Consider the following 26,958-nt stretch of genomic DNA (forward strand, 5'->3'; position numbering starts at 1 on the left):
TGCTGGTGGACCCTAGGAGATTCGAACTCCTGACCTCCTCGATGCGAACGAGGCGCGCTACCAACTGCGCCAAGGGCCCATGCTGCGTTGCAACGTTATCACTCTCAGTGCAGGCTTCCGCGCAGAAGACGGCGAGCAGACTACGCGCGGCGGCGGCGAAGCACGGCGTCGAGGTCCGTGCGGGTTTCGAGCTGCTTTTCGACGAAACCCATTTGCGCGAAACGACTGGGAGCTGCAGCCGCACCATACGCACCAGCCGCACCAAACGCACCAAACGCACCAAACGCACCAAACGCACCAGACGCACCAGACGCACCAGACGCAGCGGGCCGGATCGGCGTGACCTCCGGAGCCTGGCGTGCCTCCCGCAGCCGGCGCTCGGCATCCGCAGCAGCCTGGCGAAGTTCGGCGGCGGCGTCAAGCGATGCGAGATGGGACCGCTCAGGCACGCCACGCGACAGGTAAAGCGGCTTGGGCACGGGCACCGGCGTCCAGGATGTCTGCAACTCACCGGTGGGAGCGACGGCCGCACGGGAAGCGTCAACCAGTGCTCGTGGACGAGAGCGCAGACTGCGGGCGAGCTCGGCTCTGGCCCGGCCGACGGATGCCATCTGCCCGAGCATCCCCATGCCGCCCACTGTCACGGCGGCACCAACGGCGAGAAGCATCCAGGCGCCTGATGCGGCAAACTGTGCCACCCCGAGACCACTGCCGATAAGGGCAGCGAACACGATTGCGGTGGTGGTCGCGCGCGAACGCCGCAGTCGACGCGAGGCACCGGAACTGGCGGCGATATCAGCCGCGATGGCAGGCTGGATCTCGGCGAGACGGCGGGCGGCGGCGCGCGCGATCGCGGCATCCTGCGCGTCAGCGATGGCGGCGCTGCGCTGCAACTGTCTCTTGAGCACGCGCTCCTGCTGGACTGCATCACGTGCCGTAGCTTCGGCGCGCACTTGCCTCGGCACCTCCGAGGTTTCGGCCATGATGCGCAGGGTCTGCTGAAGGCGAAGCGCGTTGCGCTCGGTCGCGAGATACTCTCGTCGCTGCAGCCAGGTCGGCACGAGGTAGGCCAGCCAGAGCACGGCGGCAAGGGCGATGATCACGCTCGATCCGACTCCGTCTGCACCCATAGCCCTACGGTACGAGGGCGGGGCCGATTAACTCTCGATTAGCGAGGGTGTGTTCCCGGCTGAAGCGACGCATCCCAGTCGGACGGAGGCACAACACCGGCGCCCTCGGGCACTCGGCCATCGAGCCAGCGTCTCAAAACTCCGGTGGAAAGCTCTTCCGCTACGAGGGCAAAGCAGAAGTGATCGCGCCAATTGCCATTGATATGGATATAGCGGCGGCGCAGTCCCTCGTACCGAAAGCCGAGCTTTTCCACTACCCGGAGGCTGGGGGCGTTCTCGGGGCGGATGCAGATCTCTAGCCGATGAAGGCCAACCTGGAAGAAAGCGTAGTCGGCGGCAAGGGCTACCGCCGTGGGGGTCACGCCCTTACCGGCGAAGCGTTCCGACACCCAGTATCCGATGGTTGCGGACGACAGCGACCCATAGGTGATTCCCGAAAGATTGAGCTGACCGGCGAACTCCCCATCGAATTCAATGGCGAAGGGAAGGCCGAACCCGGCGCGGGCGTTGGCTTGGAGACTGCGGATGCTCGAGCGCACATCGAAGCTCATCGCGCCATGCGGATTGGTCGCCTCCCACTTGCGCAACCAACCCCGGTTCTCGAGCAATTCCCGTTCGAGAAGTCGCGCATCCCTGAGACGGATGGGGCGGATGGTCGTCTTGCCCTCACGCAGGGTAGGGATCGGAGTCGCCACCCGATCAGTCTATGGCCGGGTCATGATGTGGCTGTGTCGCGACCAGCCGACCCCCGTGCCAACTCGACCTGCGGGTCTACTCGAGAGTCCGGGCAAAGTTCTTCAGCCACGGACGCAGCTCGGGACCAAGGTCCTCACGATCGACCGCGAGCTGCACAATGGCCTTGATGTAATCGAGCCGATCGCCCGTGTCATACCGACGCCCACGGAACACGACGCCATAGACGCCCCCTGCGATGCTCGGGTTTGCCGCGAGCGTCTGCAGGGCATCCGTCAGCTGGATCTCTCCGCCCTTTCCCGCGGGGGTGTGCTCAAGGATGTCGAAGATCTCGGGCTGCAGAACGTAGCGGCCGATGATCGCGTAATTAGAGGGAGCCTTCGCGCGGGTGGGCTTCTCCACCATGCCGGTGATGCGAACCACATCATCGTCATCGGTCGGCTCGACCGTGGCTATTCCGTACATGTGCACCTGGGACGGCTCGACCTCGAGCAGTGCGACGATCGTAGCATTGCGCTTGCCCTGCTCTTCGAGCATGCGGGAAAGCAGAACGTCCCGCTCGTCGATGATGTCGTCACCGAGCAGTACCGCGAATGGCTCGTGACCTACGTGCATGCGGGCGCGCAACACCGCGTGACCGAGTCCCTTGGGATCGCCCTGGCGCACGTAGTGCACTTCGGCGAGGTCGGTCGCGTGGTTCACCTTGCGCAGGCGCTCGATGTCACCCTTCATCAGCAGTGTCGCCTCGAGTTCACCCACGCGGTCGAAATGGTTCTCGAGCGCATTCTTGTTGCGCCCCGTGATCATCAGTACGTCGGTGAGACCGGCCGCCACGGCCTCCTCCACCACATATTGGATCGCCGGCTTGTCGACGACGGGCAGCATCTCTTTGGGCATCGCTTTGGTCGCGGGCAGGAATCGCGTTCCGAGTCCGGCGGCAGGAATGACAGCTTTAGTGATTGTGAAGGCCATGGCGCTAAGGGTATCTGACCGCCGTTTCGAGGGCATCCACTCGGCACGAACCCTAGACTTGGGGGCATGAACGCGGGAGAAGTATGAGTGGAGACGAGAGCCAGCAGAAGCGCGCTCTGCGGGCCGAGCTGCGAGAGAGACGCCGCATCATGACCACTCGGGAGTTGGAACAGGCCACCTCGCAACTGTGTGCTCACCTGATCGAACTCGCGACGCGACTGCAGGTGACCTCGGTCGCGGCGTACCTACCGGCGACCCGAGAGCCGAACATCCGTCCCTTTCTGGGCTGGGCGGATGAGCAGAAGATCCGCATCCTGTTTCCGATCTCTCGCGACGATGGACTGCTCGATTGGACCGTCGGCGATGGCGGAACCGAGATTGAGGGGCTATTCGGCATGCCGGAGCCCGTCGGCGAGTTGCTCGGCCCGATCGCAATCAACGATGTGGATCTGATCCTCGTGCCCGCGGCATCCGTCGACCGCACCGGAATGCGAATGGGCTGGGGCCGCGGCTATTTCGATCGGACTCTGGGATCGATGGAGCAGTGCCCGCCGGTCTATGCTGTGATCTTCGACCGGGAGTTGGTCGAAAGTGTGCCGAGCGAGGTGCACGACAAGCGTGTCGACGGGGTTGTCACCCCCGGAGCCATCATTCGTTTCTGACTCAGACTTCTCCGACTTCCCCCACTTCCCCCATGTACTAAGGACGCCGTGCCCACCTATTCCTATCGCTGTGCGAACTGCGATTCAGCGTTCGACCAGTACCAGGCGTTTACGGATGACTCCCTCACCGTGTGCCCGAACTGCGGCCAGTCCCAGCTTCGCAAGGTTTTCAACTCGATCGGCGTGAGCTTCACCGGCGCGGGTTTTTATCGCAACGACAGTCGCGCCGAGGCCTCGAAGTCATCTGCCGGTGCGTCGGCCGGTTCGTCGTCAGATTCGTCGAGTTCATCGGGTTCGTCGGGTTCCTCTTCGGAATCCTCTTCGGAATCCTCTTCGGGCTCCTCTTCGGAGTCCTCAGCCGCAGCGAAGTCCGATGGTGCTGCCAAGAAGACCGAGAAAAGCACCTCGGCACGCGACGGGAAGGCGTCGAAATCGCCGACTCCGAAATCGGGTGCGGCGCCATCGAGCGCGCCAACCCGGACCGCGGGTTCGTAGTTCTTCTCATGCACTAGCGGAAGGAGCCCCCATGCTCACCGGTTTCAAGCAATTCATTCTCCGCGGCAACGTGATCGATCTCGCAGTCGGCATCATCATCGGCGCGGCGTTCACCGCTATCGTCACCGCGCTCGTGACAAATATCTTTAATCCGCTCATCGGGGTGCTGTTCAACGCCACCGACCTGACGAAGGCGTTCGAGGTCGAAGTGCCCGCTCTCGGCGGGGGCAAGCCGGGCGTGCTCGCATTCGGCGCAGTGCTGGCGGCAATCATCCAGTTCCTCATCATCGCCCTGGTGGTGTTTTTCGCGATCGTGGTGCCGATCAATCACCTGGGCAAGCTCACCCTCGCGAGACGGAAGCGGCAAGACGACGTACCACCGCAGGATCTTCCGCCGACAGAGACTGAGCTGCTCATGGAGATTCGCGACCTACTCGCTGGGCGACCGAGGCCCGACCACGCCCCTGCACCGCCGGCGACCGCTCCGTAGCTGCACGCTCATCTGCTGCCGCCCCATCCGCTGCCGCTCATCCGCTGCCGCCTCATCCGCTGCTAAAACCGGGCCAGTTCGGACACTCCGGGTCGGCACGCCGGCCCAGAATGTCCGCATACGCCCGGAATGGGCACTGAATAAGGACTGCGCGAAGACCCGTGCACTCGTGAGTACATGATCAGTGCATCGTCAGTGGGTCTGTCCCCAGTGCGGCGGCTTATCCGCCTTCAGACGTTCATCATTCTCGTTCTCGGCGTGGCGCGGAGGTTCCTTCTGCGGGTTCGGGTCTGAACCGGGGCTGGCCTCGGTCGTCACCCGGCGGCGCGGTCTCTCTCGCGGCGTCGGGGCATCGTGCTTCGCCACGTCAGCCCTGCGGTGCCGCACTACCGGCCGCGCCCACGATCGGGATCGGCTGCGTTTCGGGAGTGGATGTCGCACCGAGCATCGTCACAATGCGGTCGGCGACGGCGTCGGGTTCGCTGAACAGCTCGAAGGCGTGAACCCGCAAGTAGTGCCATCCGAGGCGCCGCAGCATCTCTGGACGCAGCCGAAGCGACTCACGCAGGCTGGAGCCGTGCAGCACTGAATCGGTCTCGATCGTGAGGCACATGCCCTGGTGGGAGGCCACAAGCCCCAGTTTGCCGCGGTGACCGAGCGCGACGCGCAGGCCGCGAAGCTGCAACCGTCTGGCGAGATCGACGAGCATCGGCTCACTGTCGTCAGTGGATCCGGTGAGTGCGTTGCGGGCCGTCACGTCGGTGAGGATCTCCGCGAGAGCGATCGCACCGAAATACATGCGGTCCTCGTCGATATCCTGCGCTTGAAAGCACGTGACGATCACCATTGAGCGGCGGGCACGGGTCATCGCCACCGCGAGCAGCCGCTCACCACCGGGTCGACCGAGTGCTCCGAAGTCCGAGAGCACGCGCCCGTGCGGGGTACGCCCGTAGCCGATGGAGAAGATCACGTGATCGCGGCTCTGAGCCACGGCCTGCTCGATCGTCGTCACGGTGAACGGCTCCGGCCGGTCGCCGAGTACGAAGTCGCTGAGCTCCGGACGGCCCGAGGTTGCGGCGAGCACTGCCTGCTGCACGCGCACGGCATGGCGGGCGCTGGCGGTGATCACCATGAGCGATTCCTGTGGACGAGTCGCCGCGTGCTCGATCACGAGCTCGACGGCGCGGTTGACCTCCACGTCGACACTCTCAACCCCGCCAGACTCGGGATCGGGCATCCCCGATCCATCGGCCAGAAAGTCGAGTCGGATGCTCCCGTGACCGAGAAAACTGCCGGCCCACGGGAAGGATTCGATCTTGCCACCGTAGAAGCGGCGGTTCACCAGCTCGGCGAGATCCTCTCCCCCGGCGCGGTAACTGCGGGTGAGGGCGAGGGTGGGCAGCAGGGTTCCGAGTCGGGCGAGCGCGGATTCCCCGTGCAGCTTCTCGAGCGCCTCCGCATCGAGCTGTGACACATCGTCGGAGCCGGTAAGCCCGAGGGAGAATGGCGACGGTGTCTGGGTGACCGGGTCGCCGAAGGCCACCGTCTGCTTGCCGCGGCGGATCGCACCGAGGTTTTCGGCGAGAGTCGTGGCGCCAGCATCCACCAGAACGACGGTATCGAAGGCAAGCGTGTCGGTGATTCCCGCCACCTCGTAGGGTGACGCGAGCCAGACCGGCGCGATAGTGCGCGACAGGTGCGGAGCAGCCTCCTGCAGATCTCGGGCATTGATCGATTGGCCGCGCAGCGCGCTCTTGAGAGCGGATGCCTCCTCCGGCCAGTCCACGAGACCGATGTTCCAGTTCTCAGCGAGCTGCCAGCCCAGCAGCTGTGCGCTGCCGGCGGCGTGGGCCTCGTCGACGAGCCGGAAGTCCGCTTCGAGACGATCGAGCACCGGGGTGTTCGCGTTCAGCAGTGCGCGATCGGCTTCCAGAAGCGACTCGAGGGCGGACTGCCACCAGGCGAGTTCCAGCTCAGCTGCGACCTGCTCGTCGGGCACGTGGCGCGAGGCAAGATCGTCGAGCAACGGGTCGAGTTGGAGATGACGGAGGGTCGCTCGCAACGCGGCGCGCTCCTGGAGGTTGTTTAACACATCCGATTCGGCGGCCAGGGCTTCGAGGCGCTCAGTGAGAAGGTGGATCGGCAGGTGAACCAGTTGGGCTTCCCGTGTCACCGCGCCGAGTGGTTCATCGAGGAGTTCGAGATCCTGCGCCACCCGCTGGTAGGCCACTTGCGCATCGGCGATGCCCACCGGCACCTCCGGCGGAACCCCTGCCGCGACGAACCGCTGCCACAGCATGCGCTGCTGCTGGATGCGCTGGAGGCTCTCATTGATGTCACTCACATGCACGCCGGGGCGCACATATTCCCGTGCGAGTTTCTTCAGCCGACGACGATTGGCCGACGACATTTCGGGGGAATCCTTGCGGGCGGATGTCGCGGCGATCAGCTCGCTGAGCGAACGATCGAACACTACGGGCAGGAACCGGTCGAGGGTGTCCCGAATATCGGTGAGCAACCGCAAGTAGACGCCGAGTTCGGTGATGGTCTCGAACGGCCGCATCCGCGTGCCGGCGATGAGGCCCGTTGCCCGCTCGATCAGCTGAGGCAGGTCGGTGTGGTGCAGTTGGTTCGCGATCGCATGAGCGCGTGCCGCTGCCTCGCTCGTGGCGAAATTGGCTCCGTACCAGGGCGAGTCCCCGGGACCGTAGCGAAATTCACCGAGGCGGGCCGCTTCGACCATTGCGCGGGCTGCGTCGGCACGATCATCCGCCATCATCTCGACGGAATCGCGGGAGAGTCGTGCGGTCGTGGCCGGTGGATCGGGGAGCAACGCAAGACGGGAGAGCTCGGTAAGGCAGTCGAGCACGGAGACACGCAGCGCCGGGTCTGTGCGCGCAACCGCACCCCGGTAGTCGAGCAGCACTTTGCGCAGGCGCACCAGCGCGTCATCCACCTCGCCGACGTGCGGTGCGCGAGCTTTCTCGTTACGTCCGATCGAGCGGATGAGGTCGCGGCGAAGCGTGCCGGGATTCACCGCAAGACCGGCAAGTCCGACATCGCCGAAACGCTGTGCGATGCCGGCGAGCGAGGATCGCCTCGCGCTGACAACCAGCACGCGCTTGTTTTGGCTCACGAGTGCACCGATGGCGTTCACGATGGTCTGGGTGGCTCCGGTACCGGGAAGGGTCTTGACGACCACCGAATTGCCGGCGGCGATCTGGGCGATCACATGCTCCTGTTCAGCATCCGCGTCAAGCAGTAGGGTGTCGGTCTCCGGGCTGCGCCGGTCTGGACCCTGCGGCTCGACCGGGCTATAGCTCTCGCCGATCGCCCACTTGGCTGACGGGTTGCCAGCGAGCGCGTCGAGAACGGGGTGCTCGAGATCTCCAGCGTCGGACTCCATGGCGCGGGACACGTCAGCGAATGACGAGACCACCAGTCGCGGCTGCACGTTGAACCACTCGAGGTGGGAGGTGAGTCCGCGCAAGCGATCGATTACGGGGTTGGGCTTGAACGAGCCGTCCTCTTCGGCGAGCGCCACGAAGGCCTCGGCATCGAGGGAGATCTGGAACTGCGCGTCGAGGGCGCGGGACAGTTCCGGATTGAGGAACGGCGCCCCCTTGAGCTTGAGCTCGAAGTTGCTGCCATATCGCCGGATGGCGAGGGGACGCAGCAGCACCGGCGCCCGGAACTGCACTCCCTCGTGCTGCCATTCCGCGATTCCGATGCCCAGATGGATCGAGTCGATGCCTCGAGCAGTGGCGAGTTCAAGACTCTTATCGGCGATCTCAGCGGCGGCGATCTTCGCCGCTCTCAGGGCGATGTCATCCCGGATCAGGTTGGAGAGCAGTGTCGACTTGCCGGTGATGAATTGCGCGAGACCGCCCGGATGAGTCGCACCGAGCTCGATGCGAGTGCGTGGCCCGTCGACGAAATACAGCAGTGGGGGCACCCCGCCGATGGTGCCGAGTTCCGACCGCCAACCCCGCCAGGTGGGTTCGGCCACATTGGAGAGGGAGTAGTTGGGATCGCCGAGGGTCAGCGCGTGGGGCGCGGTCACCTGCCGCTCCGCGCGAGCATGATCGTCATTCGGCTCCGTGAAGAGGTCGTCATCCTGAGTTCTATTTGCACGCCACACAGGGATACCTTAACGGGACCGCCACGGAATTTCGGGAGATAGCGGGGAGTTTCGCCGCGCGTCGAGTTGGAGTCGGGCTCGTCACCGGGCGCTAAACGTAAGATACCGGCCATGTTCTTCCTGGCTATCCGCGCCGCTTCGTCAGACCTCGTGCAGGCCGTGACGACAGCACTTGTCACCATTGTGGTCCTCTTCGCGCTCGTGGTGGTCATCGGCATCACGCTCCTGTCACGGCGGAGGGCGCGCGGCGCGACCGCCCATTCCGCAGCTGTGGGTGGCTCGACCGCCCCGGCTGATGATTCGGAGCTCAGAACGCGCGCGAACATTCTGCTGGTGCGGCTGGATGACGCCGTTGCGCAGGCCAATGACAACCTCGGATACGCGATCGCACAGTTCGGTGAGGAGCGTTCCCACAGCTTCACCGCTGCCCTCGCAGCTGCCCGACACGACCTCACAGAGTCGTTCCGGTTCAAGCAGCGGCTAGACGACTCCCAGCCCGACACCGCCACGCAGCAGCGCGAATGGAATGCCCGGATCATCCACCTCTGCGAGTCGGCAGAGCGGATGCTCAGCGAAGAGGCAGCCGCCTTCGACGCGCTGCGCCAGCGCGAGACCGATGCCCCGACACAACTGGGTGAGGTGCGGATGCTCGTGGTCGCCACCTCGATGCGCGTACCGACCATCCAGAGCACTCTTGCGGCACTTGCCGTCCGGTACTCCCCTGCCGCGCTCGAGTCGGTGATCAGCAATGTCAGCCGGGCTCGGGAGTTGCTCACAACGGCCGGACAGGGTGCAGAAGCGGCGAACGCACGGCTCGTCGATCCCCTCGCTACCGACGTTGCCGACCGAGTGCAGGATGCGCGCGCAACCGCGACGCGTGCCGTGCGGCTATTGGATGCGGTGGATGCGCTCGGCGCTACTCTCACCGAGCAGTCAGACCGGCTGACTCGACTGGTGAGCCAGAGCCGGGCCGACCTCACCGAAGCGCGGGATGCTCGGGATTCCGCTCCTGATCCGGCCTCCGGTGCGGCAATCGGAAGCGCCGTGACGGGGCTGGAATCCGTGCTGGAACCGCTGGACACCGCGAGCCCCGCCGCATCCCTCGCCCGGCTCGAGGGTGCGATTGCCACCCTCGATGGTGCGCTCGCGAGCGCACGTAACCAGACCGAGCGACTCGAACACGCCGGCGCGGCACTCGTCGGAGTATTGGTGAGCGCCCGCAGCCAGATCGCAGCGACGCAGGATTTCATCGCGAGCCGCCGAGGCGGCGTGGGAACGGATGCCCGCACCCGTCTCGCCGAAGCACAGCGGCTGCTTGAGGTGGCCGAGGCACAGTCCGACCCGGTCGCTGCCCTCGATACCGCCCGCAGCTCGGCGACCTACTCGCGCGATGCGGATGCCCTCGCCAGGTTCGACGCGCACCGCTGACACTTCGCGGGCGGCGGATCGTGCGGCGATTCGTGCGGCGATTCGTGCCGCGACAGTCCATCCATCTCCCGGTTTTGCGATCACCTCTCTGTGCAAACAGGGGGGTGGTCGTAAAACCGGGAGGTGGACGACGACGGGGGCGGGGGCGGGGGCTCTACTCGGTCGGCTTCGCCGACATCCGCTCCGCAGCAAGCAGCACGCAGGTGCAGAGCGCATCGATCGCGGCCTCGAGGTCGGACTGCGACGGGAAGGTCGGCGCGATGCGGATATTCGTGTCGTTCGGGTCGTCGCCGTAGGGGAAGCTCGAGCCGGCGGGAGTTACGGCCACGCCGATCTGCCCCGCGAGCGCCACCGCGGCAGTTGCCGTGCCGTGGGGAGCATCGAGGCTCACAAAGTATCCGCCGGTCGGGGTCGTCCAGGTGGCGACTCCGGCGAGCCGACGCTGGAGGATCTCGAGCACTGCGGCAAAGCGCGGTTCGACGATTGCGCGGTGGGCGCGCATCAGGCGGCGTACGCCGGCGGCGTCCCCGAGCATCCGCACATGGCGCAGTTGGTTGATCTTGTCGGGGCCGATCGTCTGAACCGCGGTGTGGTGCTTTTTCCACGCGATATTGCCCGCGGATGACCCGAAGAACGACACTCCAGCGCCCGGGAAGGTGATCTTCGAGGTTGAGGTGAAGACGAATGGACGGTCGGGGTTGCCTGCTGCCTCGGCCGCCGCGAGCACGTCGATCACTGCCGGCTCATCGTCGGTGATGTGGTGCACTGCATAGGCGTTGTCCCAGAACAGGCGGAAGTCGGGGGCGGCTGCTGGCATGCTCACCAGCGCTTCGACTTCCTCGACGCTGACACTGGTGCCGGTGGGATTGGCATACATCGGCACCGCCCACATGCCCCGGATGCTCGCGTCGGCAGCCACCAGGCCACGGATGGTCTCGAGGTCGAGCGTGCCGTCGAGAAATGGCACCGGGATCATGCGGATGCCGAGTGCCTCACAGATCGCGAAGTGACGGTCGTAACCGGGAACCGGGCAGATGAACGACAGCCCCTGCACATCCCGCCAGGGACCGTCGCCGCCGGGTACGCCAAACAGGAGCGCGCTGACGAAAGTGTCATGCATGACCGAGAGGCTCGCATTACCTGAGGCGAGCAGCTGGGCGACCGGGATGCCAAGCAACTCGGAAAAGATCTGGCGCAACTCGACGAGTCCGTCGGGTCCGCCGTAGTTGCGAAGGTCGGTTCCGGATGCGTCGCGGTAGTCAGCCCCGCCCGGCAAGCCGAGCAGTGCGTTCGACAAGTCGAGTTGTGCGGGCGAAGGCTTGCCCCGCGTGAGGTCGAGCGCGAGGTTTTTTGCGCGAAGTTCGGCGTACTGCGATTCGAGGGCTGTGCTGGTTTCACTCACCTCTCAAAACTACTGGACGAGACATCCGAATCGGGTGCGGTCGTACTGCATCATGGGACGATGCTCGAACCCCGGCGGAAAGCGCGAATTGCCGTCTCGGCGCTCTTTTTGATGAACGGTGCCGCGTTCGCGAACATCGTGCCGCGGTTTCCCGACATCAAAGCGGCCCTCGAGCTGTCCAATGGCCAGTTCGGGATCGCGGTCGCCGCCTACCCGCTTGGCGCCCTGATCGCCGGCACCCTCGGGGGCGCGGTAATCCGCCGCTGGACGTCGGGGCGCATCGGGCCACTCGCGGTGCTGCTGCTCTCGCTCAATCTCGTACTGATTGGAGCGGCACCGGTGTGGTGGCTGTTCGCGACCGGACTCGTAATCGCGGGCGCTCTCGATTCGGTGGCGGACATTGCGAACAACGCCCACGGGTTGCGGGTGGAGCGAGAGTACGGCACCTCCATCCTCAACTCGATGCACGCCCTGTGGAGTGTCGGAGCAGTGATCGGCGGCGTGATGGGGGCGGTTGCGGCCGGCGCGGGTATCCCACTGGTCTGGCACCTCGCCGGGGCGGCAGTGATTTTCGTGCCGCTCGCATTGCTGGTGGGCCGGTGGATGCTTCCCGGCTCGGACCTCGCCGAGCCGGCGGTCACCGAGAGTCCCCGCTCCTCCCACGGCCGCGTGCGGATGGCACGTGTGCTGTTCACTCTCGGACTGATCGCCACCGCGGCGAACCTGCTGGAGGATGTCACGTCCACCTGGAGCGCGGTCTACCTCCGTGACCCACTCGGTACCGGTGCCGTGGTCGCCGGCTTCGGGTTCATCGCCCTCCAGGCTGCCCAGACCGTCGGGCGGTTCGCGGGCGACGGTCTCGTCACGCGTTTCGGCGATCGTGCGGTGGCGCAAGTCGGGGCATCCCTCGCGCTGGTGGGGATGTCACTCGCGCTCGTCTTCCCCACCCCGGTGACCACGATCGTTGCCTTTGGAATGGTTGGCGCCGGGGTTGGCACTCTGATCCCGGGAGCGATCCGGACCGCGGAGGCCCTTCCCGGCCTCGCCCCGGGAACGGGACTCACCTGGGTGACCACGACGATTCGGGTCGGCCTCTTCCTCTCACCACCGCTGGTCGGAGTGGTCGCGGATCTCACCTCGCTCAGGGTGGCTCTCATCCTCATGCCGGCGCTCGCGCTGGGCATCCTCGTACTCAGTGGCGCTCTCGGGCGCCGGACCGCCTGAATAAGGGCCGCTTCGGGAGATCATGATCTCTCTTGTCGATGTGTCCTGGCGGGGGTTATGACCTCGCGGATGGATTCACGCCTCCCTCCATGACGCAAGAATGCCGCCGCGAGTCGGCGTATCGACCGCCACATCCCCTCAGCGCGCGGGCCTCAGACTGCGCCACGAAATTCAGACTGCGACGGGCGCTGTGATCGCCGGATGGTGCTGGTAGTCCAGCACCTCGAAGTCCTCGAACACGTAGTCGTCGATGCTGTCGCGCTCGGCCAGGCGCAGGGTCGGGGCGGGGAACGGATGCCGCGTCAGCTGCTCCGTCACCTGGTCGATGTGATTGTCGTAGATGTGGCAATCGCCCCCGGTCCAGATGAACTCGCCGACACCGAGACCCGCTTGCGCCGCGATCAGATGGGTGAGCAGCGCGTAGCTGGCGATGTTGAACGGCACCCCGAGAAAAAGGTCTGCGCTGCGCTGATAGAGCTGGCAGCTGAGCTTGCCGTCGGCCACATAGAACTGAAATAGCAGGTGACAGGGCGCAAGGGCCATGCTCGGGATGTCGGCAACATTCCACGCGGACACGATCAGGCGGCGCGAATCCGGGTTCGTCTTCACGGCCTCGATGACCTCGGCAATCTGGTCGATCGTGCAACCATCGCGGGTGGGCCAGGAGCGCCATTGCACACCGTAGACGGGACCGAGATCGCCAGCGGCATCCGCCCACTCGTCCCAAATTGTGACCCGGTTGTCTTGCAGCCAGCGGGTGTTTCCGTCGCCGCGCAGAAACCACAGCAGTTCGTAGGCGATCGACCGAAAGTGCACGCGCTTGGTGGTGATGAGGGGAAAGCCCTCCGCGAGGTCGAATCGAAGCTGCCGACCGAACACGCTGCGGGTGCCCGTGCCGGTGCGATCGGACTTCTGCGCACCGTTCGCCAGTGTGTCGCGCAGGAGGTCTTCGTAGGGGGTGCGGATCGACGTGGTCACCTGTCGAGCGTAAAGCCAAACGCCGACATTGGGGACCTTCGACCCGGCCTCCACCGTCCGGCACTGATGCACTGGATACCGTCACCCAGCCTGAGGAGCCTGCCATGCCCGAATCCCCCACCGAACCCGCTGTCGCCGTTCTCAGCGAGGAGGAGAGCTGGCACCTGCTGGCCGGCGCCGATCTCGGCCGGCTCGCTGTGTCCATCGGCGGAGCGGGCGACGACAGGGACGACCGGGACGACCGCGGGGTCGACATCTTCCCGATCAACTACGTGGTGGCGGATCGGGTGATCTTCTTCCGTACTGCTCCCGGATCAAAGCTCATGGACCTCACGAAGCATCCGATCGTCGCGCTCGAAACTGATGGCACGCACCATCGTCGCCGCTGGAGCGTGGTGGTGAAGGGAACCGCGGTTCGCCTCGGGTTGGATCAGGAGATCGAGGCATCCGGAGTTCTGTTTCTTCACTCGCAGGCGCCCACCGAGAAGTGGAACTACGTGCGCGTCACCGCATCGTCGATCACCGGGCGAGAGTTCAGGAGCTCCCGCCAGTCCTGACGAGCGCAGGTGCTGATCAGCGCGACCCGAGCGGTGCGAATCGGCGCAGGCGAAGGCTGTTGGTCACGACGAACACCGAGGAGAACGCCATCGCCGCTCCGGCCACCAGCGGATTGAGCAGACCGAGCATCGCGATCGGGATCGCCGCGACGTTGTAGGCGAAGGCCCAGAACAGGTTGCCCTTGATGGTGCCGAGTGTGCGGCGGGCGAGCCGCACCGCATCCGCCACGACGAGCAGGTCACCGCTGACGACGGTGAGGTCGCTCGCCGCGATCGCCGCGTCCGTGCCGCCGCCCATGGCGATTCCGAGGTCTGCTGCCGCGAGGGCGGCAGAGTCGTTGACCCCGTCGCCGACCATCGCGACGACGCGCCCGTCGGTCTGCAGCGCATGGATCAGGTCGAGTTTGCCCTGCGGGGTTACCCCGGCGTGCACCTCCTCGATGCCCACCTCCGCGGCGACACTTCTGGCGGATCCCGCATTGTCACCGGTGAGCAGCACCGGACGAAGACCGAGCGTGCGAAAGCGTGCGATGGCCTCTGCGCTCGTCGGCTTCACGGCATCCCGCACGGTGATGATGCCGCGCAATTCGCCATCCCAGGCGACCGCGATCACGGTGGCTGCGGCATCCTCACCGGATGTGACGGCGGCGGATGCTGTGGGCGAGAGGGCGATCGACCAGGATTCCGCGAGCCAGGAGGCCCGCCCGGCGAGGGTCAGTCGGCCATCGACGACGGCCTGCACACCCTGCCCGGCCTCCGCGCTGAACGATGTGGATTCGCCAGTGGGCGCACCCTCCACTGCGGCGAGCGCGATGATGGCCCGCGCGACCGGATGCTCAGAGCCGCTCTCGACCGAGGCTGCGGCACTCAGAAGCTCGCCCCGCGACACTGCGCCGATCGGCTCCACCGAGACCACAGCCATCTTCCCGGTGGTGATCGTGCCGGTCTTGTCGAGCACGATGGTGTCGACGGTGCGGGTCTGCTCAAGCACCTGTGGGCCGCGGATGATGATGCCGAGTTGCGAGCCGCGGCCGGTGCCGACGAGCAGTGCGGTGGGAGTCGCGAGGCCGAGCGCGCAGGGGCAGGCGATGATGAGGGTCGCCACCGCGGCGGTGAAGGCCGCCTCGATTGAACCGCCGGCAATCAACCAGCCCACGAATGCGGCGACCGAGAGCACGAAGACGACCGGTACGAAGATCGCCGAGACGCGGTCGGCCAGTCGCTGCGCCTTGGCTTTTCCACTCTGCGCCTCTTCCACCATGCGACCGATTCGGGCCAGCTCGGTGTCGGCGCCCACCCGGGTCACCTCGACGACGAGGCGTCCGCCGACGTTGACCGTGGCGCCGACCACCCGGTCGCCCACCGTGACGTCTACCGGCACTGATTCGCCGGTGATCATGCTGCGATCGACGGCGGATGCCCCGTCGGTGACGAGCCCGTCGGTGGCGATCTTCTCGCCGGGGCGAACGACGAAACTGTCGCCGGGGGCCAGCGATGCGACCGGTACCCGGGTTTCCACTCCCTCGCGAAGCAGCGTGGCGTCCTTCGCGCCGAGGCGGAGCAGCGCCTGCAGCGCGGCCCCCGACTCGCGTTTTGCCCGCGCCTCGATATAGCGACCGGCGAGGATCAACACCGTCACCGCTGCCGCAACCTCGAGATAGATCTCACTCGCGCCGGACTGATTGCTCAGCAGCGAGAAGGTCATGTGCATGCCCGGAGCGCCCGCCGTACCGAAGAAGAGAGCGTAGAGCGACCAGAGGAACGCGGCGATCACTCCGACGCTGACCAGGGAGTCCATCGAGGCCGAGCCGTGTCTGGCATTGATCAGGGCAACCCGATGGAACGGCAGTGCACCCCAGACCACGACTGGCGCGGCGAGGGTAAGGGCGAGCCACTGCCAGTTGGTGAACTGCAGCGCGGGGATCATCGAGAGCACGACGACCGGCAGCGCAAGGCTTGCCGAGACGACAAGGCGGCGGCGCAGTTGCGCGGCCTCCGTGTCGGCCGACGGCGCGGCATCCGCTTCGATCGCGATCGGCACCGGCAGGGCCGCCCGGTATCCCGCCGCCTCGACGGCGGCGATGAGGGTGGCCGTGTCCACGCCGGTGGACTGTACGCGGGCCTTCTCTGTGGCGTAGTTGACCGTGGCCGAGACGCCCTCGATGCGGTTGAGCTTTCGTTCGATGCGGGTGGCGCAAGAGGCGCAGGTCATACCCGCAATGTCGAGGTTCACGTCGGCATGAAATGGCGCGTCGCGCGGTGCGTACCGATCCGCGTCCATTGCGGTGTCGGCGCGGGTCATGACTGCGCCGTCACGAGCGGATAACCCGCTTCCGTGATGGCAGCGCGGATGTCTTCGGATGGCACCGGCGTAGATGTCAGCACCATGACATCTGAAGCTCCACCCACCCGCAGGTCGACACTCACGCTCTCGACCCCGGCGATGTCGGAGACCTCCTCGGTAACGCTGGCGATGCAGTGGCTGCAGGTCATTCCCTCGACGAGGTAGTGCTGCTCGATCATGGCGGTGTCAGTCATGGTGATGTCCTTAGATTTGTTGTCCGTTAGGAGCGCACGAGTCGCGCGATGGCGGCGGAGGCTTCCTTGATCTTCTCGTCGGCTACCGGTCCGCCTTCGCGGGCGGCTTCGGCGACGCAATGCGCAAGGTGGTCTTCGATCAGCGCGAGGGCCACGTTCTCCAGCGCCTTCGTCGCGGCCGACACCTGGGTGAGAATATCGATGCAGTAGGTGTCGGTCTCGACCATGCGCTGGATGCCGCGCACCTGTCCTTCCGCCCGTCGCAGTCGCTTGACGAGATCGTCTTTGTTCTGGCTGTAGCCGACCATCTGGCGGTCCTTCCGATATACCCCTATGGGGTATCTAATCTAGGACGGACCCGCGCGGAAGTCAAGCGCAGTAGGCTCCATCCATGCCAAGCACTCGCGCTATGAAACTGATGGAATCGACGCACCGCCTCGTGCAGAGGCTCACTCGTGGCAAGGCCGGATGGAACATCGCCGGCATGCCGGTCATCGAGCTCACCACCATCGGGCGACGCAGCGGTGAGCGGCGGGCGACCATGCTCACCAGTCCCGTGAAAGATGGGGCTGCCTATGTCGTGGTCGCCTCACGCGGCGGAGACGACAGCCATCCAGCCTGGTTCCTCAACCTGCGCGACGATCCAAATGTGGAGGTCGTGATCGAGGGGCGACCGAGCGTCGCGCTCGTGGCCCGAATCGCGAGCGCGGAGCAACGCGCGCGCCTCTGGCCGATCATCACCGCGAAGTACTCGAACTATGCCGGGTACCAGAAGAAGACCGACCGCGAGATTCCTCTCGTGCTGCTGCAACCGGGCCCAGAAGCCTGAAGCGATCACCACCGGCCTGGCCGTTAACAGCTGCCAACAATGTGTCGTGACGTATCGTTGAAGGGTGAGCGACTGGCCACACCTGTTCCAGAAAGGACACCCATGCGCACCCCATCTTCCACCGGATTCGACCTGTGGGAGGCCGTTGATGGCCTCCGCGAAACCTTCAATTCCCGTGGTTCCGGATCCATGAGATCCGGGCAGATGAGATCGGGACAAATGGGGCGGATGGGTCGTGGCGATGTTCGCGCCGCCATCCTGGTCGCCCTCGCCGAGGAACCGATGCACGGCTATCAGATCATCCAATCGATTGAGGCGCGCACGAAGGGTGCGTGGAAGCCGAGTCCCGGATCCGTCTACCCCACGCTCCAACTTCTCTCCGACGAGGGCCTGGTCAGCTCGGAGCAGGTCGGCGAACGGAAGGTCTATTCGTTGACCGAGGCTGGCGTTGAAGCGGCCGCAGAGTTCTCGAACGGTCCGACGCCGTGGGAACCGCGCCGCTCCTGGAACTCCGAGCGCAACGCCGCTTTGCCGAGGTCAGGCGGAAAGCTCGCCCAGGCCGCCGCGCAGGTCGCACAGAGCGGTACCCCTGACCAGACGGAGCGCGCCGTCGCCGCCATCGACGAGGCTCGCCGCAAGATTTACGCGATCCTCGCCGAGGACTAGGGCATGCCGCCCGGTCGCGATACCGGCACTGCACCCCAGATCGACCCCGCCCACCGGGCGCGCTACCGCCGGATCATGCGGTTTTCCGCCACCGCGCTCGCACAGACGTGGTGGTTCGAGCTCGTCTTGCCGAGATTAGGCCTTCGCCGACTCGCGGCTCGCAGCCGGCCCAAGCGCGTGCAGCGCATCGCCCGCCGGTTCTACCTGCTCGCTGCCGACCTCGGCGGCCTCATGATCAAGGTCGGCCAATTTCTCTCATCGCGCCTCGATATCCTTCCGCCCGAGATCACCCGCGAGCTCGAGGGGCTTCAGGATGAGGTCGAGCCCGAGTTGTTCGAGAGTGTGCGCCGGCAGGCCGAAGCCGAACTGGGGATGCCGCTGGAGATGGCGTATGCGTCGTTCGAGCCGATACCCATCGCCGCAGCATCCCTCGGCCAAGCCCACCGTGCGCGCCTGACCCCAGGAATCGCCGCCGACGTCGGATTCGAAAACGTCGTCGTGAAGGTGCAAAGACCGGGGATCGAATCGATCGTCGACGTTGACCTCGCGGCCCTGCGCCGGGTTGCCCGCTGGCTCTCGAAGGTGAAGATCGTCTCGACTCGCGCGGATGCTCCCGCGCTCGTCGAGGAGTTTGCCGCGACCAGTCTCGAGGAGATCGATTATCTGCACGAGGCGGCCAGCGCAGAGCGCTTCGCCGTGAACTTCGCCGATGACCCTCGCATCGGCGCGCCGGTGGTCGTGTGGGATCGCAGCGCCCTTCGAGTGCTCACACTTTCGGATGTGACCGCGATCAAGATCTCGGATGTCGCGGGCCTCACCGCGGCCGGGATCGACCCGGCAGAAGTCGCGAAGGAACTCGCCCGCTCCACCTTCCAGCAGATTTTCATCACCGGTTTCTTCCACGCCGATCCGCACCCCGGCAATATCTTTATCACTCCCGGAACGGGCCACTCCCGCTCGAGCGGTGGCAACCCGGATGAGCCAACCGATGCCGCCGCCAGCGAGGCCGATTGGCACCTGACCTACGTCGACTTCGGCATGATGGGCGAGATCTCCGACTCGCTGCGCGGCGGGCTGCGTGACTTCATCCTCGCGGCAGTCGGGCGCGACGGCCGCGCGCTAGTCACGTCGCTCGAGCGGCTCGGCGTGCTTCTCGAAACGGCCGACACCAATGAGCTCGAACGTGCCATGACGGCCCTCTTCGACCGTTTCGGCGGAATGGGTGTCGCCGAGCTGCAAACCGTCGATCCGCGGGAGCTGGAGAAATTCGCCAGAGGGTTCGGCGAGACGATTCGCGCGCTGCCATTCCAGCTCCCCGAGAATTTCCTCCTGCTCGTGCGCAGCATCTCACTCATCTCGGGCGTGACGAGTGCCCTGAGCAAAGACTTCAATATGTGGGATGCTGCAGATCCGTTCGCGCGCACCGTGCTGAGCGCCAACAGCGGCAATGCCCTGCGGGGACTCGGCCAGCAGGCGGTGAGCTACGCAAACACTCTGGCCAGGCTCCCCCGCCGCCTCGATGAACTGGCGACTCGCCTCGACCGCGGCCAGGTGGCCGTGCAGGCCCCGGAGGTGGATCGTCGCCTGCGGTCGATCGACCGCTCCGTTGGCCGCCTCGCATCGGCGCTCGTCTTCGCGACACTGCTTATTGCTGGCGTACTGCTGCGCCCGACGGACGGAGTGCTCGGCTGGGTACTGATGGCGTCGTCAGCGGTTCCGCTGCTGCACGTGATCGTCGCGTCGAGAAGCCGCTGAGAAGCCGCTGAGTCACCGACGCTTAAAGTAGGACCTATCGTCCGTACATCCGGAAAGGGAAACCATGATCGGCTCATCAAACGAAAAACTCGGCACGGCCACCGCTTCCGTTTCTCTCGCTGCCCCCGCTAGCCCCACCACCGCTGCACCCACTACCGCTGCCCTCTCAATCACGGACGTGCTTTCGCTGCATCCGGTGATCGCCAGCATCAAGGATGAGCATGACCTGCGGGAGGTGTTGGGCGTGAGTTGCCCAGTGGTGTTCGTGCTGTTCGGTTCGGTCATCACCATTCCCGACATTGTGGCGACGCTCAAGGACGCCGGACGAACAGTCTTCGTGGATGTGGATCTCGTCGACGGTTTCTCGAATAAGCCCGTCGTGGTCGATTTCCTCCGGAAATACACGCGAGCTGACGGCGTGCTGAGTTCCAAATCGATCATGGTGAAAACAGCGAAGGCCGCGGGCTTCCTGGCCATCCATCGGCTCTTTCTCGTCGACTCGTTCAGCTACCGCAATGTGCCAAAGCAGGTCAAACTGTCCACTGCGGATGCAATTGAAATTTTGCCGGGCTGCATGCCACGGGTGATTTCCTGGGTGCTGGATGACACGGACCTCCCCCTGATCGCCGGTGGCTTGGTCTGCGACAAACAAGACGTGATGAGTGCCCTTGGCGCCGGCGCCATGGCCGTCGCCTCCTCAAACCGCGACGTGTGGCGGATGTAGGAAACGGTGCTCGACCGCCGGCACGACCGGTTGCGTAGCCGCGCGCTCGCGTGCTAGGTTCACCGCTATAACTTCACACGTGTTCGGGATCTCCCGGACCGGTTGCTAAAAAATTAGAGAACAGCGGCCCCCCAGTCGGGGGATCGCTGTTCTCTTTTTTTGTTTGCGAAACCCACCGACGAACGGAACCAGACCCTTGACACCCATGACGGCCAAGCTCACCCGCGAACAGATCGTGAGTGCCTACACGCAACTTCTCGGCAGCGAGCGCGTCATCACCGATGAGCAGACGCTGAAAGAAAACAGTGTCGACCGCTACTACAAGGTCGAGAACGTCTTCGGTATTTACTCGCTCCCAGTGCCCGCAGCGGTTGTGAAGCCGAGCACCCCGCAGGAAGTGGCAGCAGTGCTCGCCCTCGCCAACGAGAACGGGATCAACATCGTGCCGAAGACCGGTGGTAGCGCGACCGAGGGTGGCCTGGAAACTGTCATTGAGAACTCGGTCGTCGTCGATGGTTCGACAATGAACGAGATTCTCAGTATCGACACCGAGAACATGCTCGCGACGGTGCAGTGCGGAGTGTGTCTGGAAGACCTCGAAACCGAACTGCGAAAAATCGGTTACACCACGGGGCACTCGCCCCAATCCAAGCCGCTCGCACAATTCGGCGGACTGGTCGCAACCCGTTCGATCGGGCAGTTCTCCACGCTTTACGGTGGCATCGAGGACATGCTCGTTGGGGTCGAGACCGTGTTTCCGAACGGTCAAATCTGCCGCATCAAGAACGTGCCGCGTCGTGCCGCCGGGCCCGACATCCGCCATCTGGTTCTCGGCAACGAGGGCACCCTCAATTTCATCACCGAAGTCACGGTCAAGATCTTTCGATACTTCCCCGAGAACAACAGGTTCTACGGATACCTCCTCAACGACATGAAGACCGGCCTGGCGATTCTCCGGGAGGTCATCACCCAGGGCTATCGCCCCTCGGTCGCTCGCCTCTACGACTCAGAGGATGGGCTGTACCACTTCAAGAAGTTTTCCAATGGCCAGTGCGTCCTGATCTTCGTGGCCGAAGGTCCAGTGCGCATCGCCGATGCGACCGGTGCGGCGATCGAAGAGATCGTCGCGTCTTTCGGATCCGCCGAACGGGTCGACGGTGCCCTCATCGAAGACTGGTTCAACAACCTCAACTGGGATGTCTCCAAGCTGGAAGAGGAGCGGATCGAAATTCGCGAAACCCTGATCAACGGCTTCACCACCGAGATCTCGGGCAATTGGAGTGTCATCGGCGACATCTACGACAACGCCATCGCGCGCATCCGTGCGGAGGTCTCTGCCGATTTCACGCTGCTGGGCGGGCATTCCAGCCACAGCTACCTCAATGGCACCAACATGTACTTCGTCTACTACTACAAAATAGACGTGGATCCGACGCTAGAGCGCACGACGTACCACGATCCCATCCAAAATATCATCGTGGAGGAGACCCTCAAGCTGGGCGGATCGATGTGCCATCACCACGGTGTCGGCAAGCACCGCACGCACTTCCTGGCAGAGGAATACGGTTCCTCGCTCTACATGCTCGAAACTCTCAAGGCTGCGTTCGATCCGAACGGCATCATGAACCGCGGAACCATTTTTCCGCTCACGAAGTAGCAGGCACGCGCTTTTAGACACGACACACCTACAGGGCAGGCACGGATGAGCAAGAGCACAATGGCTGACTTCGGCATGGATTTTTTTTCCCTGGCGGGCAAAAACGCCATCGTGACCGGGGGGAACACCGGGCTCGGCCAGGCGTTCACCCTGGCACTGGCGAAGGCAGGTGCCAACGTTCTGGCGGCCAGCATCATGCCTGACGACGGTACAACGGGTGCGCTGGTCGAGGCTGCTGGATCGCGCTACGCGTACACCATGACCGACATCACGGTCGAAGGAAATCCCAAGAAGGTCGTCGACGCCTGCATCGCCGAGTTCGGGAGCGTCGACATCCTGATCAACTGCGCCGGCCGGGGCATCAACGAACCCGACGTGCTCAAATACACCCGGAAGCAGTGGGATCCGATGGTGGCGCTGAACCTGACCGCAGCGTTCGAGATGTCGCACGAGTGTGCCGAGCACATGATCCCGCAGCGCTCGGGCAAGATCATCAATATCTGCTCCGTGTTCACTTTTCTCGGCGGGCAGTGGTCGCCGGCCTACGCTGCCACCAAGCACGGCATCGCCGGGTTCACGAAGGCATACTGCGACGAATTGGCGCAGTTCGGCATTCAGGTGAACGGCATCGCACCGGGCTACTACGCCACGGCATTGACCGCGGACACCCGGGCGAACCCCGAAAGCAACCAGCGAGTGCTCGACCATATCCCGGCCAACCGCTGGGGTGAGACCCAGGATCTGATGGGTGCGACGATCTTTCTTGCCAGCCGCGCCTCCGACTACGTCAACGGGCACATTCTGACTGTCGATGGCGGATATCTGGTGCGCTGAGCGCCGAGAGCGGAGCGTGACGCGACTATGACCACCAAATACATCATCGGAATCGACGGAGGCTCCCAGAGCTCCAAAGTCGTGATCTTCGACACGGACGGACGAATCGTCTGCGAGGGAACGCAGGCCCTTGCACCGATGTACACGCCACGACCCGGCGTCGCAGAGCATCCGGGCGATGACCTCTATGATTCCATCGTTGCCGCCGGGCATCGTGCACTTGAGTTGTTCCCCGGGGATCTCGACGACATCGTCGGCGTAGGCCTGTGCACCATCCGCTGCTGCCGCGCTCTCGTGCGTCAGGACGGAACCCTTGCGGCGCCGGTACAGAGTTGGATGGATGATCGGCTCTCCCGGCCCTACGAATACACCGATGACGATGTCGCCTTCGTCACGACCACCTCCGGATACCTCATGGGTCGGATCACGGGAGAGAAGACCGACACTGCAGCGAACTACATCGGGCCATGGCCGATGGATGTTCGCACCTGGGACTGGTTCAGCGACCAGGAGACGTTCGAGTCATTCGCTGTAGGGCGCAACATGCTCTACCGGTTGCAGATGCCGGGTGAGATCGGCGGCTATGTGAACGACTCCTTCTCGGCGAGCACCGGCATCCCCCGGGGGCTGCCGGTGGTGCACACCGCCAACGACAAGGCAACGGAGGCGCTCGGCTCCGGTCTGCGTGAGGAGACCACCGGCCTGGTCTCCCTCGGAACCTATATCGCTGGCATGGTGGTCGGAACTGAGTTCATCGCCGAACCGCAGACTTACTTCACCAACTTCGCATCCGAACCGCACCGCTACCTCTATGAGAGTGCGGGCATCCGGCGGGGCATGTGGACCGTCTCGTGGCTTCGCAATCTGGTCGGCGCAGAACTCGCGCACGATGCCGCCGCCGCGGGCGTCAGCCTCGAGGATCATCTCAACACCCTTGCCGCAGCCGTTCCCGCCGGTAGCGACGGTCTGATGTGCCTGCTCGACTGGCTTGCACCGCCGAGCCAGCCCCACAGGAAGGGGATGTTCATCGGCTTCGATGAGCGCCACGGGCACGCCCACATGTACCGGTCCATCCTGGAGGGCATCGCCTTCCGGATGAAAGAGAACATCGCGGCAATGGAATTTGAGCGGGGCATCCGCCTCACCTCTCTCGTGCTGTCGGGGGGCGGATCCTCCAGCGATGCCTGCATGCAGATATTCGCTGACGTTTTCGACCTGCCCACCGTGCGAAACGAAGTGCGTAACGCTGCCGGGCTGGGAGCAGCCATCTGTGCCGCAGTGGCCTGTGGCATCTACCCGGATCTGGATGCGGCATCCGCCTCGATGATTCGTCACGCCGACCGATTCGAACCCGACCCCGACAACGTGAAGCTCTACCGCCAACTTGGATCGGTCTATGCCGACATCCCGGCCCAGACCGATGCCATCCTCGCTCGCACTCACCGAATTTTGTCAGACCGTAAGGCAGAACACTAAGGAGCAACACGCATGACCACGCGCTCTCAATCAAAGAAGATCTTTGAGCTGTCTCTGCTGATTCTTGCGGCAGGCACGATCTACCCTCTGGTGTATCTGCGCCAGACCTTCGAGCAGACGATTCTGGCCGTCTTCGGCATGAACCAGGCTGAATTGGCGAACATCTACTCCATCCTCGGCATCATTTTCGTTATCGGCTACATCCCGAGCGGATGGCTGGCCGACAAGATCCCGGTCAAGTTCCTCATCATTTTTTCGCTGGTATTGACCGCGACGGCTGGGCTGGTGTACGCGCAGGTGCCGGATAAGTCGTTTCTGATCTACATCTTCATCACCTGGGGATTTGCCACGGTTTTCACCTTCTGGAGTGCGATTCTCAAGACCGTAAGCCTGCTCGCGGACGACAACGAGGAGGGGAGGTTCTTCGGCGCCCTCGATGGCGGTCGTGGACTGGTTGAAGCGGTACTCGCCAGCGCAGCGGTCGGCATCTTCGCGCTCGTCGCCGGCACGGGTGCCGCCGACATGGCTCAGACCAGAGCCGGATTCCAGGCTGTGGTCTACATGTACTGCGCCGCCATCGTCGTGATCGCAGTGCTTCTCTTCTTCGCCCTGCCAAACGCTCGCCAGGAGAAGGCGATGTTGCGAGACGAAATCGTCGAGTCGACGTTTGCCGCCATCCGACGCATCGTGAAGATCCGCGAGGTCTGGGTCATGATCGTGATTCTGTTCTGCGGCTACTCGCTCTTCTGGGGCCACTACTACTTTTCGGGCTTCCTCAACGTCAATCACGGTGCCACCCAACTCGGTGCAAGCGTGGTGACGGTGATTGTTCTGTGGATGCGCCCCATCGGCGGTTTCGGCGGAGGCTACCTCGCCGATAAGTTCGGCAGATCCCAGGTGCTTTCGATCTCGATGATCGTCACCGCCGTCGTACTCGTTGCCCTTGCTCTCGTGCCACGCAGCGTGCCGATCGGTCTGGTCTACGCCCTGATCGTGTTCGCCGGTCTGATCATGTACGTGGTTCGCGGCGTGTACTGGTCCATCCTCGATGAATGCCGCCTTCCGGTGGCTGCGATCGGAATCGCGATCGGGATCATCTCCTTCTTCGGATATCTGCCGGATATCGTGCTCCCCCAGATCAGCAGCACGATCTATACCGCCTTCGGCGATAACGTCGCTGGTGCCAACAGCCTGTACTTCATCGTCACCGCGGGGATCGGCCTGATCGGTGCCGCGGCTGCCGCATATTTTTCGGTCCTGGTGAAGAGACGCTCGGTCGGTAAAGCGAGCCAGAATGTCGCTCCGGTCGGATCCTCCGTCTGAGCGTCTTCCGCCGGCGCGGTAGGCCAGATGCTGGATGGGGGCCACACCAAGTTCACTGTCGGTGGTCCCTGCCATCCTGACGTACCGCCCACACTGGGCGGGTCACCCAACGGAAGGCGCGACCATGACCGACCCCAATTACACGGCACTGCTGCTCATCATCGACCGCAGCGGATCGATGGTCACCATCCGCGACGAAATGGTCGGCGGCCTCACCGCAATGCTCGCGGCACAGGCAGCAGAGCAGGGACTCCTCACTGTCGATGTCGTGACCTTCGACAACCTGATCGAGGTGCAATGTTCGATGGCCTCCCCCGAGGATGTCGTTATCGCCCTCGAGCCACGCGGGGCAACTGCGCTCTTCGACGCCATTGGCCTCGGGGTGAGCGGTTTCGGTCACACCCTGGCTGCGCTCCCCGAGCATGCGCGGCCGGGCGTCGTCCAAGTGGTCGTTGTGACGGACGGTGAGGAGAACTCGAGCCAGGAGTACACGGCGGATGCGGTGCGCGCGATCGTGACGGAGCAAACCGAGCGCTACGGGTGGGACTTCGTCTTCCTGGGGGCGAACCAGAATGCGGTGCTCACCGGGGCGCACCTCGGCTTCGAGGCTGACAGCTCCCTCACCTACGCCGCGGATGGCCTGGCTGTTGACGCGGTGAGCGCAACGCTCACGCGATACGTAAGCGACGTGCGCAAGTCGGCCAAGCGGGGCTTCACCAGCGAAGAGCGACGGGATGCGGTGGACGGCAAGTAGACCGATAGCGGGCGAGAGCGTGGCTCGATGTGGCGCTAACGCCGGCCAAGCCAGCCGGTCGGCGAGCGGTCAAAGAATACACGGCCGGGCTTTGCTGAAGACTGCGTCACATGAGCTTCCATTTTCATTTTGTCTAAAATAAGTGAGACATTATAAAATCCTCGTTGGTCCTTACTCGCGCGACTGTTTAATTTCGGCACTTGACAGCGGGAAAGAACCCCGTCATTGCT

24 protein-coding genes, 1 tRNA gene and 1 pseudogene are annotated in these 26,958 nt (G+C 64.3%); 15 read left to right on the forward strand and 11 right to left on the reverse strand.

The features are described from left to right. Window positions 1–3: 3 nt before the first annotated feature. The 4 genes from IWX88_RS09925 to galU form a co-directional block, all read right to left on the reverse strand. Window positions 4–79 (reverse strand) — tRNA-Ala (locus tag IWX88_RS09925). Between the two features lie 61 nt (window positions 80–140). Next, window positions 141–1,130: a hypothetical protein gene (locus IWX88_RS09930; protein WP_196829858.1), complete on the reverse strand. Its 990-nt coding sequence runs from the start codon at window positions 1,128–1,130 to the stop codon at window positions 141–143. A 38-nt stretch (window positions 1,131–1,168) separates the two neighbouring features. After that, complete coding sequence (locus IWX88_RS09935) at window positions 1,169–1,825, reverse strand: GNAT family N-acetyltransferase (RefSeq protein ID WP_196829860.1); 657 nt, start codon at window positions 1,823–1,825, stop codon at window positions 1,169–1,171. Window positions 1,826–1,901: 76 nt separating this feature from the next. After that, a complete protein-coding gene (gene galU, locus IWX88_RS09940; RefSeq protein WP_196829862.1) occupies window positions 1,902–2,795 on the reverse strand; it encodes a UTP--glucose-1-phosphate uridylyltransferase GalU in 894 nt (297 codons plus the stop codon). Between the two features lie 83 nt (window positions 2,796–2,878). Here galU and IWX88_RS09945 point away from each other — a divergent pair, with 83 nt between their 5' ends. Continuing rightward, complete coding sequence (locus IWX88_RS09945) at window positions 2,879–3,457, forward strand: 5-formyltetrahydrofolate cyclo-ligase (RefSeq protein ID WP_196829864.1); 579 nt, start codon at window positions 2,879–2,881, stop codon at window positions 3,455–3,457. 48 nt (window positions 3,458–3,505) lie between these two features. Continuing rightward, a pseudogene (locus IWX88_RS14270) lies at window positions 3,506–3,649 on the forward strand (FmdB family zinc ribbon protein); the annotation flags it as partial. Window positions 3,650–3,663: 14 nt separating this feature from the next. Here IWX88_RS14270 and IWX88_RS14275 read toward each other — a convergent pair. Beyond that, entirely contained in the window at window positions 3,664–3,966 is a 303-nt protein-coding gene (locus IWX88_RS14275) for a hypothetical protein (protein ID WP_370568315.1), read from the reverse strand. A 17-nt stretch (window positions 3,967–3,983) separates the two neighbouring features. On the opposite strand from IWX88_RS14275, the gene mscL reads away from it, so the two are divergent. Beyond that, window positions 3,984–4,442 (forward strand): large conductance mechanosensitive channel protein MscL, encoded by a 459-nt coding sequence (mscL, locus tag IWX88_RS09955; protein WP_196829869.1) that lies wholly within the window; start codon window positions 3,984–3,986, stop codon window positions 4,440–4,442. Window positions 4,443–4,809: 367 nt separating this feature from the next. On the opposite strand, the gene IWX88_RS09960 is transcribed toward mscL, so the two are convergent. Then, window positions 4,810–8,583, reverse strand: a complete 3,774-nt coding sequence (locus IWX88_RS09960) for an AAA family ATPase (RefSeq protein ID WP_370568295.1) — start codon at window positions 8,581–8,583, stop codon at window positions 4,810–4,812. A 111-nt stretch (window positions 8,584–8,694) separates the two neighbouring features. Between IWX88_RS09960 and IWX88_RS09965 the strand changes: the two genes are divergently transcribed. Further along, entirely contained in the window at window positions 8,695–10,011 is a 1,317-nt protein-coding gene (locus tag IWX88_RS09965) for a hypothetical protein (RefSeq protein WP_196829872.1), read from the forward strand. Window positions 10,012–10,165: 154 nt separating this feature from the next. Here the strand turns inward: IWX88_RS09965 and IWX88_RS09970 are convergent, their stop codons facing one another. Next, the gene (locus IWX88_RS09970; RefSeq protein ID WP_196829874.1) at window positions 10,166–11,413 is read right to left on the reverse strand and encodes an aminotransferase class I/II-fold pyridoxal phosphate-dependent enzyme; all 1,248 of its coding nucleotides are present in this window, start codon (window positions 11,411–11,413) and stop codon (window positions 10,166–10,168) included. Between the two features lie 60 nt (window positions 11,414–11,473). Here IWX88_RS09970 and IWX88_RS09975 point away from each other — a divergent pair, with 60 nt between their 5' ends. Further along, window positions 11,474–12,637, forward strand: a complete 1,164-nt coding sequence (locus IWX88_RS09975; RefSeq protein WP_196829877.1) for an MFS transporter — start codon at window positions 11,474–11,476, stop codon at window positions 12,635–12,637. Between the two features lie 171 nt (window positions 12,638–12,808). On the opposite strand, the gene IWX88_RS09980 is transcribed toward IWX88_RS09975, so the two are convergent. Continuing rightward, window positions 12,809–13,615 (reverse strand): thymidylate synthase, encoded by an 807-nt coding sequence (locus tag IWX88_RS09980; protein ID WP_196829879.1) that lies wholly within the window; start codon window positions 13,613–13,615, stop codon window positions 12,809–12,811. 104 nt (window positions 13,616–13,719) lie between these two features. On the opposite strand from IWX88_RS09980, the gene IWX88_RS09985 reads away from it, so the two are divergent. Further along, window positions 13,720–14,172 carry a pyridoxamine 5'-phosphate oxidase family protein gene (locus IWX88_RS09985; protein WP_196829881.1) on the forward strand — a complete coding sequence of 151 codons (453 nt, stop codon included), beginning with the start codon at window positions 13,720–13,722 and terminating at the stop codon, window positions 14,170–14,172. A 16-nt stretch (window positions 14,173–14,188) separates the two neighbouring features. On the opposite strand, the gene IWX88_RS09990 is transcribed toward IWX88_RS09985, so the two are convergent. The 3 genes from IWX88_RS09990 to IWX88_RS10000 are packed head-to-tail and all read right to left on the reverse strand — an operon-like array spanning window position 14,189 to window position 17,018. Continuing rightward, entirely contained in the window at window positions 14,189–16,453 is a 2,265-nt protein-coding gene (locus tag IWX88_RS09990) for a cation-translocating P-type ATPase (protein WP_196830141.1), read from the reverse strand. A 17-nt stretch (window positions 16,454–16,470) separates the two neighbouring features. Next, on the reverse strand, window positions 16,471–16,710 hold the full coding sequence (locus IWX88_RS09995; protein WP_231369138.1) for a heavy-metal-associated domain-containing protein: 240 nt from the start codon (window positions 16,708–16,710) through the stop codon (window positions 16,471–16,473). Window positions 16,711–16,736: 26 nt separating this feature from the next. After that, window positions 16,737–17,018, reverse strand: coding sequence for a metal-sensitive transcriptional regulator (locus IWX88_RS10000; protein WP_196829884.1), 282 nt, complete (start codon window positions 17,016–17,018; stop codon window positions 16,737–16,739). Between the two features lie 83 nt (window positions 17,019–17,101). Here IWX88_RS10000 and IWX88_RS10005 point away from each other — a divergent pair, with 83 nt between their 5' ends. From IWX88_RS10005 to IWX88_RS10045, 9 genes are all read left to right on the forward strand, one after another. Continuing rightward, the gene (locus IWX88_RS10005; protein WP_196829886.1) at window positions 17,102–17,539 is read left to right on the forward strand and encodes a nitroreductase/quinone reductase family protein; all 438 of its coding nucleotides are present in this window, start codon (window positions 17,102–17,104) and stop codon (window positions 17,537–17,539) included. Window positions 17,540–17,641: 102 nt separating this feature from the next. Next, window positions 17,642–18,205, forward strand: coding sequence for a PadR family transcriptional regulator (locus IWX88_RS10010; RefSeq protein WP_196829889.1), 564 nt, complete (start codon window positions 17,642–17,644; stop codon window positions 18,203–18,205). 3 nt (window positions 18,206–18,208) lie between these two features. Then, window positions 18,209–19,960 carry an AarF/ABC1/UbiB kinase family protein gene (locus IWX88_RS10015; protein WP_196829891.1) on the forward strand — a complete coding sequence of 584 codons (1,752 nt, stop codon included), beginning with the start codon at window positions 18,209–18,211 and terminating at the stop codon, window positions 19,958–19,960. Between the two features lie 64 nt (window positions 19,961–20,024). Then, window positions 20,025–20,684: a glycerol-3-phosphate responsive antiterminator gene (locus IWX88_RS10020; RefSeq protein WP_196829893.1), complete on the forward strand. Its 660-nt coding sequence runs from the start codon at window positions 20,025–20,027 to the stop codon at window positions 20,682–20,684. Window positions 20,685–20,889: 205 nt separating this feature from the next. After that, window positions 20,890–22,341, forward strand: coding sequence for an FAD-binding oxidoreductase (locus IWX88_RS10025; protein WP_196829895.1), 1,452 nt, complete (start codon window positions 20,890–20,892; stop codon window positions 22,339–22,341). Between the two features lie 45 nt (window positions 22,342–22,386). Further along, complete coding sequence (locus tag IWX88_RS10030; protein ID WP_196829897.1) at window positions 22,387–23,175, forward strand: SDR family NAD(P)-dependent oxidoreductase; 789 nt, start codon at window positions 22,387–22,389, stop codon at window positions 23,173–23,175. A gap of 27 nt (window positions 23,176–23,202) precedes the next feature. Further along, on the forward strand, window positions 23,203–24,651 hold the full coding sequence (locus IWX88_RS10035) for an FGGY-family carbohydrate kinase (protein WP_196829899.1): 1,449 nt from the start codon (window positions 23,203–23,205) through the stop codon (window positions 24,649–24,651). A gap of 12 nt (window positions 24,652–24,663) precedes the next feature. Continuing rightward, the gene (locus IWX88_RS10040) at window positions 24,664–25,974 is read left to right on the forward strand and encodes a nitrate/nitrite transporter (RefSeq protein ID WP_196829901.1); all 1,311 of its coding nucleotides are present in this window, start codon (window positions 24,664–24,666) and stop codon (window positions 25,972–25,974) included. Between the two features lie 124 nt (window positions 25,975–26,098). Next, on the forward strand, window positions 26,099–26,728 hold the full coding sequence (locus IWX88_RS10045) for a VWA domain-containing protein (RefSeq protein ID WP_196829903.1): 630 nt from the start codon (window positions 26,099–26,101) through the stop codon (window positions 26,726–26,728). Window positions 26,729–26,958 lie beyond the last annotated feature (230 nt).

The sequence above is a fragment of the Frigoribacterium sp. CG_9.8 genome (assembly GCF_015751965.1).
Lineage (GTDB): Bacteria > Actinomycetota > Actinomycetes > Actinomycetales > Microbacteriaceae > Lacisediminihabitans.

Coding starts and splice junctions, on each gene's coding strand:
- IWX88_RS09930 (WP_196829858.1), bottom strand. CDS start 1,130: ATGGGTGCAGACGGAGTCGGATCGAGCGTGATCATCGCCCTTGCCGCC.
- galU (WP_196829862.1), bottom strand. CDS start 2,795: ATGGCCTTCACAATCACTAAAGCTGTCATTCCTGCCGCCGGACTCGGA.
- IWX88_RS09945 (WP_196829864.1), top strand. CDS start 2,879: ATGAGTGGAGACGAGAGCCAGCAGAAGCGCGCTCTGCGGGCCGAGCTG.
- mscL (WP_196829869.1), top strand. CDS start 3,984: ATGCTCACCGGTTTCAAGCAATTCATTCTCCGCGGCAACGTGATCGAT.
- IWX88_RS09965 (WP_196829872.1), top strand. CDS start 8,695: ATGTTCTTCCTGGCTATCCGCGCCGCTTCGTCAGACCTCGTGCAGGCC.
- IWX88_RS09975 (WP_196829877.1), top strand. CDS start 11,474: ATGCTCGAACCCCGGCGGAAAGCGCGAATTGCCGTCTCGGCGCTCTTT.
- IWX88_RS09985 (WP_196829881.1), top strand. CDS start 13,720: ATGCCCGAATCCCCCACCGAACCCGCTGTCGCCGTTCTCAGCGAGGAG.
- IWX88_RS09990 (WP_196830141.1), bottom strand. CDS start 16,453: ATGGACGCGGATCGGTACGCACCGCGCGACGCGCCATTTCATGCCGAC.
- IWX88_RS09995 (WP_231369138.1), bottom strand. CDS start 16,710: ATGACTGACACCGCCATGATCGAGCAGCACTACCTCGTCGAGGGAATG.
- IWX88_RS10000 (WP_196829884.1), bottom strand. CDS start 17,018: ATGGTCGGCTACAGCCAGAACAAAGACGATCTCGTCAAGCGACTGCGA.
- IWX88_RS10005 (WP_196829886.1), top strand. CDS start 17,102: ATGCCAAGCACTCGCGCTATGAAACTGATGGAATCGACGCACCGCCTC.
- IWX88_RS10010 (WP_196829889.1), top strand. CDS start 17,642: ATGCGCACCCCATCTTCCACCGGATTCGACCTGTGGGAGGCCGTTGAT.
- IWX88_RS10015 (WP_196829891.1), top strand. CDS start 18,209: ATGCCGCCCGGTCGCGATACCGGCACTGCACCCCAGATCGACCCCGCC.
- IWX88_RS10020 (WP_196829893.1), top strand. CDS start 20,025: ATGATCGGCTCATCAAACGAAAAACTCGGCACGGCCACCGCTTCCGTT.
- IWX88_RS10025 (WP_196829895.1), top strand. CDS start 20,890: ATGACGGCCAAGCTCACCCGCGAACAGATCGTGAGTGCCTACACGCAA.
- IWX88_RS10030 (WP_196829897.1), top strand. CDS start 22,387: ATGAGCAAGAGCACAATGGCTGACTTCGGCATGGATTTTTTTTCCCTG.
- IWX88_RS10035 (WP_196829899.1), top strand. CDS start 23,203: ATGACCACCAAATACATCATCGGAATCGACGGAGGCTCCCAGAGCTCC.
- IWX88_RS10040 (WP_196829901.1), top strand. CDS start 24,664: ATGACCACGCGCTCTCAATCAAAGAAGATCTTTGAGCTGTCTCTGCTG.
- IWX88_RS10045 (WP_196829903.1), top strand. CDS start 26,099: ATGACCGACCCCAATTACACGGCACTGCTGCTCATCATCGACCGCAGC.